At 57.2% G+C, this 15,340-nt stretch carries 16 protein-coding genes; 10 read left to right on the top strand and 6 right to left on the bottom strand.

Annotated features, from left to right (window positions below):
* Positions 1–57: 57 nt before the first annotated feature.
* Positions 58–480, top strand: coding sequence for a nucleoside-diphosphate kinase (ndk, locus tag Q0859_RS09385; RefSeq protein WP_299150145.1), 423 nt, complete (start codon positions 58–60; stop codon positions 478–480).
* A 208-nt stretch (positions 481–688) separates the two neighbouring features.
* On the opposite strand, the gene Q0859_RS09390 is transcribed toward ndk, so the two are convergent.
* The 4 genes from Q0859_RS09390 to Q0859_RS09405 form a co-directional block, all read right to left on the bottom strand.
* Entirely contained in the window at positions 689–1,030 is a 342-nt protein-coding gene (locus Q0859_RS09390) for a TfoX/Sxy family DNA transformation protein (protein WP_299150147.1), read from the bottom strand.
* 248 nt (positions 1,031–1,278) lie between these two features.
* On the bottom strand, positions 1,279–2,202 hold the full coding sequence (locus tag Q0859_RS09395) for an aldose epimerase family protein (protein WP_299150149.1): 924 nt from the start codon (positions 2,200–2,202) through the stop codon (positions 1,279–1,281).
* A 214-nt stretch (positions 2,203–2,416) separates the two neighbouring features.
* Positions 2,417–3,658, bottom strand: coding sequence for a PfkB family carbohydrate kinase (locus tag Q0859_RS09400; RefSeq protein WP_299150150.1), 1,242 nt, complete (start codon positions 3,656–3,658; stop codon positions 2,417–2,419).
* The gene (locus Q0859_RS09405; protein WP_299150151.1) at positions 3,655–4,509 is read right to left on the bottom strand and encodes an amidohydrolase family protein; all 855 of its coding nucleotides are present in this window, start codon (positions 4,507–4,509) and stop codon (positions 3,655–3,657) included. The genes Q0859_RS09400 and Q0859_RS09405 overlap by 4 nt, the downstream gene beginning before the upstream one ends.
* Positions 4,510–4,613: 104 nt before the next feature.
* On the opposite strand from Q0859_RS09405, the gene Q0859_RS09410 reads away from it, so the two are divergent.
* Entirely contained in the window at positions 4,614–5,726 is a 1,113-nt protein-coding gene (locus Q0859_RS09410; protein ID WP_299150153.1) for a mannitol dehydrogenase family protein, read from the top strand.
* The gene (locus Q0859_RS09415) at positions 5,726–6,700 is read left to right on the top strand and encodes an aldo/keto reductase (RefSeq protein WP_299150155.1); all 975 of its coding nucleotides are present in this window, start codon (positions 5,726–5,728) and stop codon (positions 6,698–6,700) included. The genes Q0859_RS09410 and Q0859_RS09415 overlap by 1 nt, the downstream gene beginning before the upstream one ends.
* Here Q0859_RS09415 and Q0859_RS09420 read toward each other — a convergent pair.
* Positions 6,697–7,602, bottom strand: coding sequence for a GntR family transcriptional regulator (locus Q0859_RS09420; protein WP_299150157.1), 906 nt, complete (start codon positions 7,600–7,602; stop codon positions 6,697–6,699). The genes Q0859_RS09415 and Q0859_RS09420 overlap by 4 nt on opposite strands.
* Before the next feature lie 163 nt (positions 7,603–7,765).
* On the opposite strand from Q0859_RS09420, the gene Q0859_RS09425 reads away from it, so the two are divergent.
* From Q0859_RS09425 to Q0859_RS09455, 7 genes are all read left to right on the top strand, one after another.
* Positions 7,766–8,779: an ABC transporter permease gene (locus Q0859_RS09425; protein ID WP_299150161.1), complete on the top strand. Its 1,014-nt coding sequence runs from the start codon at positions 7,766–7,768 to the stop codon at positions 8,777–8,779.
* A gap of 34 nt (positions 8,780–8,813) precedes the next feature.
* A complete protein-coding gene (locus tag Q0859_RS09430; protein ID WP_299150163.1) occupies positions 8,814–9,755 on the top strand; it encodes an ABC transporter substrate-binding protein in 942 nt (313 codons plus the stop codon).
* Positions 9,756–9,815: 60 nt separating this feature from the next.
* Complete coding sequence (locus Q0859_RS09435; RefSeq protein ID WP_299150165.1) at positions 9,816–10,601, top strand: ATP-binding cassette domain-containing protein; 786 nt, start codon at positions 9,816–9,818, stop codon at positions 10,599–10,601.
* A complete protein-coding gene (locus tag Q0859_RS09440; protein WP_299150167.1) occupies positions 10,598–11,614 on the top strand; it encodes a zinc-binding alcohol dehydrogenase family protein in 1,017 nt (338 codons plus the stop codon). Before Q0859_RS09435 ends, Q0859_RS09440 begins: the two co-directional genes overlap by 4 nt.
* A 303-nt stretch (positions 11,615–11,917) precedes the next feature.
* Positions 11,918–12,271, top strand: coding sequence for a UxaA family hydrolase (locus Q0859_RS09445; RefSeq protein WP_299150170.1), 354 nt, complete (start codon positions 11,918–11,920; stop codon positions 12,269–12,271).
* A gap of 24 nt (positions 12,272–12,295) precedes the next feature.
* Entirely contained in the window at positions 12,296–13,615 is a 1,320-nt protein-coding gene (locus Q0859_RS09450; protein WP_299150173.1) for an SDR family oxidoreductase, read from the top strand.
* Complete coding sequence (locus Q0859_RS09455) at positions 13,615–14,094, top strand: DUF2269 domain-containing protein (protein ID WP_299150175.1); 480 nt, start codon at positions 13,615–13,617, stop codon at positions 14,092–14,094. Before Q0859_RS09450 ends, Q0859_RS09455 begins: the two co-directional genes overlap by 1 nt.
* Before the next feature lie 168 nt (positions 14,095–14,262).
* Here Q0859_RS09455 and Q0859_RS09460 read toward each other — a convergent pair whose 3' ends face one another.
* The gene (locus tag Q0859_RS09460) at positions 14,263–14,892 is read right to left on the bottom strand and encodes an MSMEG_1061 family FMN-dependent PPOX-type flavoprotein (RefSeq protein ID WP_299150177.1); all 630 of its coding nucleotides are present in this window, start codon (positions 14,890–14,892) and stop codon (positions 14,263–14,265) included.
* Positions 14,893–15,340 lie beyond the last annotated feature (448 nt).

Genomic DNA, 15,340 nt, shown 5'->3' on the forward strand with positions numbered 1-15,340 from the left:
CGGGCCGCGATTTAACATACGTGATGCACGCGCATCCCGTCAGACAGGAGTGATACCATGGCCCTTGAGCGCACATTCTCGATCATCAAACCCGATGCAACCCGCCGCAACCTGACCGGTGCGATCAACAAGAAATTCGAGGATGCGGGCCTGCGGATCGTGGCGCAAAAGCGCATTCATCTGACCAAGGCGCAAGCCGGTGCGTTCTATGCGGTGCATGCGGAGCGTCCGTTTTATGATGAATTGTGCGAGTTCATGGCGTCCGCGCCCATCGTTGCACAAGTGCTGGAAGGTGAAGGCGCGATTGCCAAGAACCGCGAAGTGATGGGGGCGACCAACCCTGCGGATGCCGATGCGGGCACGATCCGCGCAGAGTTCGCGGAAAGCGTGGGCGAAAACTCGGTCCACGGGTCGGACGCGCCAGACACGGCGGCACAAGAGATCGCGTATTTCTTCTCGGGGCTTGAGCTGGTCGGCTAAACGTCGGCGAAAACGAAATTGAAAGGCGTTCCCGATGATCGGGGACGCCTTTTTTCGTGTGTATTTGTGGCTGCGCACATGAAGTTCGGGATGCAGTACCTTGAAAAATATTTGTAATTACGGGGTATCCGAAGGTGTATTCACAACGTCATTCGGCACGATGTAAGCCGCAGGTCCCAGAGGCCGCCGCGCTGTATGGTTCATCGTTTCAGGATTTGGCGCGCACGCCGATCTCATTCAGGGCGCGTTCAAACTCGGACAGACCTTTGTCGAGTCCTTCGGCCTTGATCGCGTCAAACCGGACGCGCAGGGCCTTTTTCTCATCCCCTTTGCAATCGTTCCAGGGGCGTCCCTGCAAGCCCATCACAAGGACATAATAGCCGATAAAGTGGGGGCGGGTGCCTGACATCAGCAGGCGGCGATAGGCCTCGTCCGGCCCCAGGGCCCGCAGGGTCTCTGCATCCATAATGCCTGCCTTTGCGCAGGCAGCATCCATCGCAGGACCGAGGTTGCGAATGCGCGAGACCGGGGTGGAGGCGGGTGCTGTCATTGCCCCACTGTAATGCGGCCGGGCGGTGCTGTCACAGCATTTAGATGCTGGCGTAGTCCGTAAAGATCGGCGTGGGCCGTGGATCGGGCTTGGGCTTGGGCCGGGGTTGATAGATCGGTATGCGTGTCTGCTTTGCCATTTTGGGTGCCTGCTTTGGTTGCTCGTGGTCACTCTTGGTGGTGACACCGCCACACCAGCAGAGCAGTTTGCCGAGGCCGTGGCGCAAATGTGGCAATTATGTGGCAATCCTAACCCTCTTGGTCGAACCGATAGCAGGTGATCTGGGTATAAGGTTGGGTCGGTGTGCAGATTATGCTTGGGAAATCAGGATGGTGCACCGCATCAGGCCAGCCTTGCGGCTCAAGCGCGATCCCGGCATGTGGTGCGATATCTGTCCCGGTGATCTCGGGCAGATATGCGCCGCCATAGACCTGAAGGCCGGGTTCGGTGCTGTCGATGTGCAGTCGAACGCCCTGTGCACCGCTCAGCGTGGCGACATGACGCGGCGTCGTATGTTTGTGCCGCGCGGTGCACAGGTTGTGGTCAATGTCGTGCGCGAGCGGCTTGGGTGTGCGGTGATCAAAGGTGGTGCCCGTCACGTCCGCAACGGCACCGGTCGGGAGGTTGTGCGGATCTACAGGCAAGTAATGCGCAGCGTGCACCTGTAAAAGATGCGCGCGCGCATCCCCAAGCCGCCAATAGGGGTGATGGGCAATGTTGATCGGGGTGTCCCGGTCCGTCGTTGCGGTGATGCTGAGCGTCAGCGTGGCCGCGCTGAGCGCGTATCGCGCCGTGATTTCGCGCAATCCGGGCAATCCGCCATCCCCATCCGCCAGCGTGCAGCGCAGCGTGGTGGTGCTCTCCTCCTGCGCGGTCACATTCCAGATCTTACGGTCCAGACCGTTGGGCCCACTGTGCAGCGCGGTCCTGTCATTTTCATTGGTTGGCATCTGATATGTAACGCCTTTCAGATGCACCTTGCCACCCCGGACCCGGTTCGCAACAGGTCCCACAATCGCCCCGGGGTAGAAATCATGCCAGCCAGGGTGCTGATTGGGGTCTGCATGCAAAACGAGGTTTGCCCCGTCGTGAAATGCCACGTGCTCAAGCCGTGCACCGTACGGTGAAACCTGGGCTGTCATCTTGCTGGATCGTAGGGTGAGATAGGTCATGGGCGGACCATGCCAAAAGCCGGGGCGGGGTGCAAACCAACGCGCGCCCAACGGGGTGCCGATTCCCAAAGGGTCTGACGGGATGAACCTGCGACACGTCTCTGGCTGACGATCATCCTTACATGACATGTCATAAGGGAGGGATCATTGCAGGCGGCCCCCATCGACACTGCGGTGCTCTGGTTGTTCATCGGGCATGGTGGAACCGCACCATCTAGCCGAAATGGAACACCTCTTCCATTTCGGCCCACCACTCGCCGTCCGCACGGGTCTCAAATGGTTCCTGCATCGGCCCGCAGACGGCCCACCACTTCCGGGTGACCGGGTCCGCTGCAATGGCGGCATTGTCGGCTTCGAAATCGATCCCGGTATATTCGAAATAGCCGAACATCAGGAATTCGGGCCGTTTGAGATAGATCGAGTAGTTCGTGATATTGGAGGCCTGCAAACGACGAAGCACACCGGGCCAGACATCGGCGTGGAGGCGTTTGTACTCTTCCATGTGCTCTGCCCGGAGCCGAATGACGCTTCCCATACGGCGAGGTGTCGGGGAGGGTGCGGGCGGTAAGATGGCCCCTTGATGTGCGACCACATGCGCGGCCAATGCGTGGGCTTCTGCCATTGCGACCGCGGGTGCCTTGCCCGATACGATGCCCGCGAGATAGGCACCATTGAAGCTGTCCCCGGCCCCTGTCGTGTCGACGACGGAGGTCGCTTGGGCAAAGCGTTGCACGGTGTTGGACGCTGGAATGGGCAGTGGCCCGGCATCGCCGCATTTCAACGCGCCAAAGCGTACGCCTGCTGCAACCAGACGGTCCACGATGGCGGTGGTGTCATTGTCGCCAAACAGGTCCGCTTCGTCTTTGCGACAGGGCAGGGCGATGTCGGTGATCCCCCAGAAACGGGCGATCTCGCGCTTTGCGATGTCCGCTGTTTCCCACAGTTTGGGCCGATAATTGGAATCGAAAGCAACCTGAAGTCCCATCCCACGCCGCGCTGCCAGCGCGTTCCAAAGCCGGTTGCGCGCATCCTGGGTCAGGATCGCGAGGGTGATGCCTGACAGATAGGCCAGATCAGCCATTTCGATTGCGGCCAGGTGGGGGGAGGTATCTGTTGAAAACATCGCGCGTGCGGCCGAGGTGTCACGCCAATAATGGAAGCCCCGCTCGCCCTGATTGCCGTTTTTGATTGCGTAGATGCCGATCTGGAGTTGCGTGTCGCGGGTGACGTGATCGGTGCGAATGCCTTCGCGTGTCATCAAGTCCAAGGCGGCGTCTGACAGGATGTCGGTCCCGATTGCAGTCACGTAGTGGACGGCAATATCGTGGGCTTGGGCGGCGCGTGCACAATAGATCGCCGTGTTCAGCGTATCGCCACCAAACGCGATAGACAGGTCGGCTGTGCTGCGCGAAATTTCCGCCAGCGGTTCGCCGATACATGCAATGTTGTAGGTCATTCAGAAAGCTCCAGGCCATAAAACCGGGTGGCGGTTGCGCCGTATATGTTTGCTTTGTCCTGATCGCTCAGGTCCGCGACAAGCTGGTCAGACACGGCGCACCATTGCGCGTAGTCCCCTGCGAGGTTCAGGACAGGCCAGTCGCTGCCCCACATGATCCGTTCGGGACCAAAGTGCTTTACGACATGGTCGACGATCGGTTGCAGGGTTGCAGCACTCCAACCGGGCCCCGCCTCATTTGCGAGGCCGGAGAGCTTGCACATCAGATTGGGCAATGCGGCCAGGCGGGCCATATTCCCGCGCCATGTTTCTCCGGCGTCTGCCCCGTCGGCAATGACCGGCTTGGCGCAGTGATCGATGACGATGGGCAGTTGCGGCAGGTCTGCCGCCACGCACGCGAGTACATCCAGATGGCGCGGAACCACGAGGGCATCGAGGCGCAAACCCCGATCTGCAAGGGCCGTCAGATTGGTCCGCACGGTCGGTCGGGAAATCCAGTCTGTGTCTTCGATGTCTTGCAGCATCGGGCGCACGCCCTTGAAGACGGGGCTGGCCATCAGACGATCCAGCACGACCGGGCAGGTGGGATCTGCGAGATCGACCCAACCGACCACGCCCTTGATGAAAGGGGTGTCTTTGGCCAAGCCAAGAAGGAACTCTGTCTCGGCCACCGTCGCGGCGGCTTGTACCACAACAGTTCCGGCAATCTCGTGCTGCGCCAATAACCCTGACAGATTGGCGGGCAGGATGTCGTGGCGAATATCGGCGACAGCGTCTGTCATCCAATCGTAATCGCCGCGTGAAATTTGCCAGAAATGTTGGTGCGCATCGATTTTTGGACAGACAGACATCAGGCTTTCCCGGGCAGAGGCGGTTGACTTGAGTTGTTTTGTATAATTAAAAACAATTAAGCGTAAAGCGCTGAGTTCAGTTTGTGCCCCTGAAAGGACAGCCCGTGCGGCCCACGCCCATTCTTCAGTTCGGCACGAGCCGTTTTTTGCAGGCCCATGCCGATCTTTTCATATCGCAGGCGATGCAACAGGGGCAGGATGTCGGCCCGATAACGGTTGTCCAAAGCACCGATGACCCTGGTCGCGCAAAACGTCTTGCGGCCCTGGTCGGGTCCTATCCTGTCCGTGTCGAAGGTTTGGTCGATGGCCAACGGGTGCAGGACACCTTGGACGTAAAGAGTGTCGCGCAGACACTCTCAACAGGAGCCGACTGGGACGACGTCGCACGTATTTTCGTGCAGGACGCGAGGATCGTGCTGTCAAATACGGGTGATGCCGGATTTGCGCCACAGGCTTGCGACAACGAAGATACCTTCAATCAGGCGATGTCCTATCCCGCCAAGCTGACCCATCTTCTGCGTCTTCGGTTTGCTGCTGGCGCGACCCCCATTCAGATCATGCCGATGGAGCTGGTCGTCGACAACGGGGCGGTGCTGAAAGCCCGAGTCATGGAACTCGCGCGGGATGACGCCCCCGACTTTCGTGCGTATCTTGGGCATCAAGTGACATGGGTGAATTCCCTGGTGGACCGGATCGTGTCGCAACCGCTTGAACCAGCGGGCGCGGTGGCCGAACCCTATGCGCTTTGGGCGATCGAGGATCAACCCGGTCTGGTTCTGCCCTGCCAGCATCCAGCCGTTCAGATTGTGCCCTCGCTGGCTGATATTGAGGCGCTCAAGCTGTTTGTCTTGAACCTTGGTCACACGTTTCTGGCGCAGTGGTGGCGCGACAATGAGGGGGAAGATGACGTTCTTGTCCGGCATCTGGTCAATGATGCGGATGCGTTGAAACAGCTCAGCCATGTTCTGCGCCACGAGGTGCGCCCCGCATTTGACGCGGCCGGGCTTGCAGCGCCCTTCGATGCCTATGTCGTCACAACGCTGGAGCGCTTTGCGAACCCGTTCCTGGATCACCGGATCGCCGATATTGCCCAAAACCATGCACAAAAAGTAGAACGCCGCATTTCTGCGATGCTGGATTGGGCCGCGGCGTATGGAGATCAATCCGCAAAGCCCGTTCTGTCGGCCATCGTCGCACACAATAAGGAACAGATCTGATGAGTTTTGTCACAAAGCCGGTTGGGAACACCCAAGTATCAGTCACGTCCTTGTCTCTTGGTTGTGCCAGCATCGGCAATTTGGGCGGGATTGTCAGCGACGCAGACGCGACGGCGGTGATGGACCATGCGTGGTCTGCGGGCATTCGATACTTTGACACGGCCCCCCATTATGGGCGCGGCTTGTCAGAGCAGCGGATCGGTGCATTTCTGCAAAGCAAGCCGCGCGATGCCTACGTCTTGTCGACAAAGGTTGGCCGGGTCCTGTCCGCCGGTGAGACAATGGATGAGGCTGATGGATTTGTTCAGCCGTTGCCCAATGCGGTGCGCTATGACTATTCGGCTGATGGCGTGCGTGAAAGCTTTGAAAGCAGCTGCGAGCGACTTGGGACCGACCATGTCGAGATCATCTTTGTACATGATATCGGTGCGTATACCCATGGGGCCGGGGGCGCGAAACATATGGACGACCTTTTGGGGTCGGGCATGGGCGCGCTGCGTGATCTCAGGCAAGCGGGGCGCATTGGCGCGATTGGGCTTGGGGTGAACGAAAGTCAGGTCTGTATCGACGTCATGCAGCACGAGACGCTGGACGTTATCCTTCTGGCCGGACGTCTGACTTTGCTTGACCGAGAGGCCGAGGCGGAGTTGCTTGGCCGCTGCGCAGAGCAGGGCACGAGTTTGGTGTTGGGCGGTATCTTTAACTCGGGCATTCTTGCGACCGGGCCAAAGCCGGGCGCGTGGTTTGACTATGCGCCCGCCTCGCAAGACATTCTTGATCAGGTCACCGCATTGCAAGCTCGCGCCGAGGCCGTTGATCTGACCTTGGCCGAGGCGGCACTGCATTTTGCATTGAACCAGCCCGCCGCCTGCTCGGTGCTGCTTGGCACCGGCAAGGTCAGCTCATTGCAGCGCAATCTGGCTGCGGCGAAAAAATCACTCTCGGAACAAGCGCGCAGTTTCGTGACGACTTAGGCGACGTGGCTGTTGACCTTCAGCGAGGTCAGCAAGGTTTGCTTTGACGTGGCAAGGTGGCGCTTTGCGGCGGCTTGCGCGCGATCAGGATCGCAGCTGCGCAAGGCGTCGATATAGACAAGGTGTTCGCGGATCGCGTTTTCGTTGCGCACACGTTCATCTGATTTGTTCCATTGAAAGTGATAGTGGAACACCAGCGAAATGATCTTTTGAAATTCCTTCACGAACCGATTGGTGACGACGCCATTTATGGCGGCATGAAAGGTTTCGTCCAGTTGCGAGAAATCATGGTAGTCTTCGTCGATCCGATTGAGAAGATCCTTGTGATCATGCTCCAGCTGATCAAGCCGCGCCCAGATCCCGTGGGTGTCTGGCAGCGTGACGATGTGGCTGACGGAATTCAGCTCAAGCAAGGTGCGGAAATCCGACAACTCCACCGCGTAGTCGCGGGTAAAGCCATGCAGAACCCAGCCACCTTTTGGGCGCCGGACGACAATGCCGAACCGGCTGAGGGATGAAAAGAATTCCTGAAGGGTGTGGGTTGCGACGGAAAAGTCCTTGGACAGTTGTGCGACGTTCAACACGGTGCCGGGTGGGACGTCCATGCGCAGCACCCAATCCAGAAAGCGCCGCTCCAACTCATCAATGTTCAGCAACACCGGTGGTGCCTCGACCCGGTCTTCTTTGGTCGAGCGCCGCCTGATGACTTTTTCACGCCCATGCAGCACAATCATGGATTGCTCATCCAATTGAGCCAAAACCCTGCGGACCACTGTGCGACTGACCCCAAGGCGCGATGCCAGAATGTTCTCCGATGGCAAAAGATCGCCAATATTCATTGTATCACAGATGTTTAGCATTTCGGTATGCGCTTCGACGAAGCGGGTGTTCGTGCGGGCCATGCGGTTTCAAATCCTGCTCAATACATCACCTTCTTATCTGTCTTTTTAGCGGTGTTCAAAAAAATTAAAAACATTTGACGTAATGGAAGCAACGCCGTACGGTTTATTATTATTAAAGACATTCAACTCGTCACGGGACCTGATTGTTTGGGGGGAAGCAAAAATGGTGACCGACGACGGCAAATCAAAACTCGGATTTTTGCCAACCGGGTCAACGCTGCACAAGATCTCGGCGCTGCTGACGTTGATCCTCTTGATTGTGGCGTTTTCGTTTACGAGCCCCGCCTTTCTGAGCGTGAACAACGGTCTGACCGTTTTGCTTCAGACATCGGTGATCGGTTTGCTGGCGATCGGGATGACGATGGTCATCATCACCGGTGGGATCGACCTGAGTGTCGGATCCGTCCTGGCCTTGTCCGGGGTGGTCGCCGGTTTGATCATCAAGGCAGGTGTTCCGGTCGCCCCCGCAATGGCGCTTGGCATTCTGGCGGGGGCAACTTGCGGGTTCGTCAACGGCATTGTCATCACCAAAATGCGGATCACGCCCTTTGTGGCGACGCTCGGCATGATGATGATTGCGCGCGGTATCGCGCTGCAATTGACGGGTGCCGCCCCGATCAGCCGCCTTGGTAACGCCTTTGGGCTGCTTGGCAACGGCTCTTTTTTTCGCATCGTCGAGATGCAGGACAACGGCTTTCCCAAGGTTGTCTTTGCAGGCATTCCATACCCGGCGGTCCTTTTGATCGTCATGGCCGCACTGGGCGCATTCCTGCTTCAAAAACGCCAGATCGGCCGCCATATTTTTTCCGTAGGCTCTAACGAAGAGGCCGCGCGCCTGTCCGGGGTCAATGTCGACCGCACCAAAATCTGGGCCTACACCGCGTCGGGCGCACTGGCCGGGCTTGCAGGCATGGTTCTGATGTCGCGCCTTGTGACGGTGCAGCCGAACGAAGGGGTCATGTACGAACTGGATGCCATCGCGGCATCCGTCATCGGTGGCGCGTCCCTGATGGGCGGCGTCGGCAGTATTTCCGGCAGCATGATCGGATCATTCATTATCGGTGTTCTGCGTAATGGTCTGAATATGGCGGGCACCTCTGCCTTCATTCAGCAGATCATTATCGGGATCGTGGTTATCGGGGCGGTCTATATCGACCAGCTTCGAAACCGCAAATGACCAACGACACGAAAGTCTTCAAAGGGAGGAAACCATGAAGAAACTACTGACAACAGCCCTCTTTACGGGTGTTCTTGCGACCGCAGCGTCTGTCGCGTCCGCAGGTGAAATCGCGGTGATCGTCAAGACGACGAACTCCAGCTTCTGGCAGAACGTGAACAAGGGCGCGACTGCGGCGATTGCCAACCACGGTGAGCACACCATGACGTTCAACGGCCCGGCCGCTGAATCCGCGATCAACGATCAGGTTGCTTTGGTTGAGAACGCGATCAACCGGGGGGTGGCAGGCATCGTTCTGGCACCGTCCGATCCCGAAGCCCTGGCACCTGTCGTCAAGCGTGCATTTGAATCTGGCATCCCGGTTGCGATCATCGACAGCGGCCTGGCTGAAGGCAACGAAGACTACTACCAGGCCTTCCTGTCCACGGATAACTGTGCGGCGGGTCAGCAGGCGGCGCAGCTGATGATCGACAATGCGGGCAGCGAAGGCAAGGTTGCCGTCATGTCTTATGTTGCCGGTGTCGGCTCTGAAATCGGTCGCGTTGGCTGCTTTGTCGAATATCTCGGCGACAACTCCGACATCGAGATCGTTGGTCCGCTGTACTCGCAATCCCAGATGGCGACAGCCCTGAACCAGACAACTGACCTGTTGGCCGCAAACAACGATCTTGTTGGCATCTTCGGTGCGAATGAGCCGACAGCCATCGGCATGGGCCGCGCAATCGAGCAAGCCGGCAAAGCGGGTCAGCTGACAGCGATCGGCTTTGATGGCAATGCTGACCTGCAAGACATGGTCAAGAGCGGCACATTGCTTGCGACGGCTGTGCAGGGCTCTTTCCAGATGGGTGAGCTGGGCGTGAATGCCGTTGCTGACATTCTGGCAGGCAAGGAGGTGACGGACTTTATCGACACAGGTGTCGTTATGGTCACCAAGGAGAACATCGATACTCCCGTTGCACAAAACGTACTTTACTGATTGTGCGTGGGTCGGCGCGCTTGCCTGCGCCGGCCCAATTCTTTTCGAATAGGATTTCACATGTTGGACGCAGCCCCCCCAGATACGCCCCTGATCCAGATGTTGGATATCGATAAACAGTTTGGCGGTGTTCACGCGGTTCGGGCAGTGTCTGTTGATCTTTATCCCGGTGAAGTCGTCGGCGTTCTTGGCCATAATGGTGCGGGCAAGTCCTGCCTGATGCGCATGTTGTCTGGCGCGATGACGCTGAGTGGCGGGCAGATCAATGTGAACGGTGAGCAGGTCGATCTGAAAACGCCGCAAGATGCCAAGAGATATGGGATCGAGACGATTTACCAGACCCTGGCCCTGGCCAACCATCTGGATGCGGCCGCAAATCTCTTTTTGGGCCGAGAGTTGAAGACCCGCTTCGGTAATCTCGATGAAACACGCATGTATGCCGAGGCAAAAGATGCGCTGCACCAGCTCAACCCAAATTTCAAGAACCTGAAAGATCCCGTATCGAAACTGTCTGGTGGTCAAAGGCAGGTGATCGCCATTGCCCGCGCGATCTATTTTCAGGCGAAGGTTCTGATCATGGATGAACCAACAGCCGCGCTTGGTCCATCAGAGACCGCGATGGTTGCCGATTTGACCATCCGCTTGAAGAACGAAGGCATCGGGATCTTTCTGATCAGCCACGACATGCATGATGTCTTTGATCTGTGCGACCGTGTGATCGTAATGAATAAAGGCCGCAACGTGGGTGCGTTCCGCATCGAAGATGTGAACAAGGATGACATCCTGAGCCTGATCATCAGGGGCACTTTGCCCGATGAATGGACACCGCGAGGGCAAAGCGCATGAGCCATGATACCATGCAGGCTGGCGTCGTTGTTGAGCCCGGTTCCTTCGCGGTCCAGGATCGGCCCGTCATCACAGATGTGCCTGACGGTTGGGTTCTGATCGATATTTGTGCGGTCGGGCTGTGTGGGACGGACTACCATATTTTCGAGGGCAAACATCCGTTTCTGGAATACCCTCGTGTGATTGGTCACGAATTGAGTGGTCGCGTTGCGCGTGACGGTGATGGATGGGGGGCAGGTGACCTTGTTGTCGTGAACCCTTATTTGTCCTGTGGAACCTGTCGTGCCTGTAAACGTGGCAAGCCCAATTGCTGCTCAAATATCGAAGTGCTGGGTGTGCACCGCGATGGCGGTCTTGCGCCGCAGCTCGCTGTGCCTGCGCAGAACCTCTATCCGGCGGACGGGCTGACGCCACTGCAAGCGGCAATGGTGGAATTTCTTGCCATTGGTGCCCATGCGGTGCGCCGGTCCGATGTGACCAAGGCGGATAGGGTTCTTGTGACGGGCGTTGGTCCAATTGGCATCGGGACCGCGCTTTTTGCACGCCTCATGGGGGCACATGTCACCTTGCTTGACCTCAGCACCGAGCGTTTGGCGATGGCGGCCGACAGGTTTGGCTTTGATAGTGGTTACACCCGTTTGGAAGCCGCTCTTGCGTCCACCGATGGCGAAGGCTTTGACGTGGTTTTTGATGCGACTGGACATGGTGGCGCGATTGAGGCGGGTTTTCCTGCCGTGGCCCATGGTGGCACTTATGTTTTGGTAAGTGTGGTCAAGGATGACATTACGTTCAACGACCCTGAGTTCCACAAACGCGAGATGCGCCTGATCGGCAGCCGCAATGCACTCAAGGCGGACTTTGACTGGGTGATGTCGAGCTTTCGGGACAATCTGATTGATGCGGACGCGCTTTGCTCCGATGTCCTGTCTCTGGATGCGTTGACGACTGCTTTGGGTAAGCTGGCCGCAGATCGCGCGGGTTTGATCAAGGCAGTTGTAAAGTTACATGACTGAGAACGCTGTAGCCCGGACGCTGCGCTTGAACGACATCGACAACGTAGAAATTGCACTGAACGCTTGGCGGCGGGCGAGAGTATCGCGACGACGCCCATTCCCCGTTCGCACAAAGTTGCTGTGGTCGATATCGCGACTGGTGCCCATGTGCTGCGCCACGGCCACAACCTAAGCATGACTGATCATTCCAGCGATCACGCCTTTTCGTCGGAGGTGGTCCCTTTTCCCGTGCCGGATCGGCCCCCGACGTTTCAGGGATACCACAGGCAAGACGGTCGCGTTGGGGTCTGAAACCATGTCGGCGTGCTTACTTCGGTGAATTGCTCTGGCTCCATTGCGCGCTTCATGGCGGAAGCTGCGGAAAAGTCGGGCATGCTGGACGCCTATCCGAATGTTGATGGCATCGTGCCCATCGTTAATGGCAGTGGATGCGGTATGGCCAATCGCAGCGAAGGCTACGACATTCTGCTGCGCAGGCTCTCTGGATATACAAGCAACCCGAATTTCGGTGCGATCCTCTTGGCGGGACTGGGGTGCGCAGTGCTGCAACTTGCTGATCTTGCTGGCGACCGTAAGATCACTGCGGATGAGGTTCGTGGTGAGTCCTTCTTGCTGGATTTCTGCAGTGCAGCTAGTGTCCGCATTGTATGGCCCTGATTTGGCTGGCGGTGCAGTCATGGAATGATCAAAGTGAACGCTCCTGCGAATAATATCCTTGTTATCGGTGCCTATGGTCTTATCGGACAAGGCGTTTCGGCGAAGCTGATCTTGGAGGGTTACAATGTCACTGGTCTAGGTCGGAACGTTCAAACGGCACAGCGGGTGCTGCCGGGTGTTCCATGGATCAAGCGAGACATGAGGGCACTCGTAGACGATGGTGCGTGGCACCCCATTTTAGGCGGTTTTTCGACCGTGGTGAACTGTTCGGGCGCATTGCAAGATGGCCCTGACGATGATCTTGAGGCACTGCACCACCATGCGGTCGCTGCACTTGCAGCAGCATGCGCTGCCAAAGACATTGCACTGATCCAGATTTCGGCAGTTGGTGCCGGACCGGAGGCATCGACGCCCTTCATGGCATCCAAGGGCCGTGGGGATGCAGCAATCAGAGCCGCTGGAGGGAGGTGGCACATATTCCGTCCGGGTCTTGTGCTTGCACCAAATGCCTACGGTGGTACGACCATGCTGCGTATGCTGGCAGCATTTCCTTGGGTTCAGCCCATTGCCGCGCCGCAAGCGAAGATACAAACAGTTTCGCTTGACGATGTCGCCACCGCTGTTGTGGCCGCAACGAAAGGGCAGATACCAGACGGGTTCGAGGCTGATTTGGTTGAGACGCCCGTGCATTCCCTGCGCGACATTGTTGAACAGATACGGGCTTGGCTTGGGTTTCGCCCCGCACTGTTTGACGTCACATTGCCAGACTTCTGCGTTGCCGCGGTTTCGACGCTGGCCGATGGTTTGTCCTGGTTTGGTTGGCGGTCCCCCTTGCGTTCGACAGCCTTGAACGTACTGACCGATGGTGTTCGGGGGACGCCTGTAGACCTTGGCGGGTTTGGGTTGGCCCCGGTGTCTTCTCTGGACCAGAGTTTGAGCAATATGTCTGTGGGGGTACAAGATCGCCTGTTTGCACGCATGGCGTTGCTTGCGCCGATCATCCTGGTCTGCCTGTGTCTGTTTTGGCTGACTTCGGGCATTGTCGGTATTGCCCGAGTAAGAGAGGCCGCAGATGTTCTCGAAAACGTGGGCTGGCCCACGGGTATGGCAGTTGCAAGTGTTCTCTTCTGGGCACTGGTCGATATCGCAATAGGGATCGCATTCGCCTTTCGAAAATACGCATATGCTGCCTGTTGGGCGGCTGTTGGCGTGAGTGTGTTCTATCTCGTTGCATCGACATTTACCGTCCCATCACTCTGGATTGACCCGCTTGGCCCATTGGTCAAGGTGGTGCCTGCAATTGTACTCGCACTGGTGGCGCGTGCTGTGTTGGATACACGTTAATGGACTGGGCTGACCTTCTTCGGATCGCGCATGTTCTTGGCGCATGTGTCCTGATCGGGACGGGCACGGGAATCGCATTCTTTATGCTGATGGCGCACCGCACCGCAGATCCGTCCTTTGTTGCTAAAACCGCATCCGTGGTTGTTGTTGCGGACATGCTTTTCACCGCCACAGCTGCGTTTGCGCAACCCATCACAGGCTATCTTTTGATGCGGAACCTGGGATGGAGCTTCTCGGAGGGGTGGGTGCTGATTTCACTTGCGCTTTATGTTTTCATCGGGCTGTTCTGGTTGCCGGTTGTCTACATTCAGGCCAAAATGAGGGATGAGGCCCAGATTTCGGTCCAGCAAGGTATTGGCTTGACCAGCCGATATGATCGCCTCTACCGAATATGGTTCGCATGTGGTGTTCCTGCATTCTCTGCAATCGTTGTTTTGCTCTGGCTGATGGTAACCCGCCCCTTGATCACCTTTGGATGACAGCGACCCGCAATCAGTCGATAGCGCTGATTTATGAACAACGTCTGTCTTCTCCGATGCAACCATGAGTGCGATGACAGCGAACTCACATCTCGTCCGCGTTACAGCCTTTGGTTTAGCCCAAAGGTCGACAATGTCGCGCTCTGAGCCAATGTAGACCTTCCATGTTCAGTACAGCCGAGACTTCTCATCGGCCGTATGGTCACCCTCGACCTCTTCAAGCGTCTGCTCTTTGTCCACTGTGGAGATCACCCATTCAGCGAGGGTCGGGGCGGACTTCCTATCCGGCCAGTGATCCGGATGCCACAATCGGGACCGAATGAACGATTTTGAGCAGTGCATGAATGCCTCCTCAACCTCAATCACAAGAGCGAGCAAGGGCTCTTTGCCAGTGATCGCATGCCGCTTGCTGATTGCTGAATCCCGAACGATACGGGCCTTTCCTGCGATACGCAGCGTGTCACCGTGGCCGGGAACGACAAAAAGGAGTGCAATGTTCGGGTCTTCCAGCAAATTTTGAAAGCTATCGATCCGGTGATTGCCGAGCCTGTCGGGAATGATCAGCGTCTTTTCGTCATAGACTTCGACGAAGCCCGCGGGATCGCCTTTGGGCGAAACATCAATCAGACCTTCTGACGCTTTTGTCGCAACGACTACGAATGGTGAAAGTCGAATGAACTTTCGCGCCGTTTCATTGAGGTAATCACTGACCTTGAGGAACGTATTGGAAAAACCGTCGGTTGGAAGGAGTTCCCTTAATCGTTCAACACTTTCAATCTGTTCATCAACTTCCAGCACAATCCGCTCCGATGAAGTTCTGAGCGCGTGTCTAGCGCAGGCACCGCTTTCCTCAAAGCCTGATGTTCGGGATCAGGTTTCCCTTGGTCGGTTCGTCCCGCGATTGAGACCTTTGATCTGCCAGAACGCGGCACCGCTGCCAGGGCAGGGTACGTCCCTTGAAGGACCTATGCCGCGACGTGCCAAACCAAATGACATTTTCCCGGATACGCTAAACCCCGGAATTTCTCGAACAGGGGTTGACATCATTGCTTCTTATATACAGTTAAGTAATAACTGAAATGGATATATGATGAGCAACCTCGATAAATACGCGAAACCCAGTGTCGCAGTCGACCTTGCGATCATCACTGTGATGGGCGGGAACCTGTATGTTTTGCTGGTCAATCGTCCCGAAGATGACGTTGCGGGTTGGGCGATGCCGGGTGGTTTCGTTCACATTGATGAA

The sequence above is a fragment of the uncultured Tateyamaria sp. genome, assembly GCF_947497045.1.
Classification (GTDB): domain Bacteria; phylum Pseudomonadota; class Alphaproteobacteria; order Rhodobacterales; family Rhodobacteraceae; genus Tateyamaria.

Coding starts and splice junctions, on each gene's coding strand:
- ndk (WP_299150145.1), top strand. CDS start 58: ATGGCCCTTGAGCGCACATTCTCGATCATCAAACCCGATGCAACCCGC.
- Q0859_RS09390 (WP_299150147.1), bottom strand. CDS start 1,030: ATGACAGCACCCGCCTCCACCCCGGTCTCGCGCATTCGCAACCTCGGT.
- Q0859_RS09395 (WP_299150149.1), bottom strand. CDS start 2,202: ATGACCTATCTCACCCTACGATCCAGCAAGATGACAGCCCAGGTTTCA.
- Q0859_RS09400 (WP_299150150.1), bottom strand. CDS start 3,658: ATGACCTACAACATTGCATGTATCGGCGAACCGCTGGCGGAAATTTCG.
- Q0859_RS09405 (WP_299150151.1), bottom strand. CDS start 4,509: ATGTCTGTCTGTCCAAAAATCGATGCGCACCAACATTTCTGGCAAATT.
- Q0859_RS09415 (WP_299150155.1), top strand. CDS start 5,726: ATGAGTTTTGTCACAAAGCCGGTTGGGAACACCCAAGTATCAGTCACG.
- Q0859_RS09420 (WP_299150157.1), bottom strand. CDS start 7,602: ATGGCCCGCACGAACACCCGCTTCGTCGAAGCGCATACCGAAATGCTA.
- Q0859_RS09425 (WP_299150161.1), top strand. CDS start 7,766: ATGGTGACCGACGACGGCAAATCAAAACTCGGATTTTTGCCAACCGGG.
- Q0859_RS09430 (WP_299150163.1), top strand. CDS start 8,814: ATGAAGAAACTACTGACAACAGCCCTCTTTACGGGTGTTCTTGCGACC.
- Q0859_RS09435 (WP_299150165.1), top strand. CDS start 9,816: ATGTTGGACGCAGCCCCCCCAGATACGCCCCTGATCCAGATGTTGGAT.
- Q0859_RS09440 (WP_299150167.1), top strand. CDS start 10,598: ATGAGCCATGATACCATGCAGGCTGGCGTCGTTGTTGAGCCCGGTTCC.
- Q0859_RS09450 (WP_299150173.1), top strand. CDS start 12,296: ATGATCAAAGTGAACGCTCCTGCGAATAATATCCTTGTTATCGGTGCC.
- Q0859_RS09455 (WP_299150175.1), top strand. CDS start 13,615: ATGGACTGGGCTGACCTTCTTCGGATCGCGCATGTTCTTGGCGCATGT.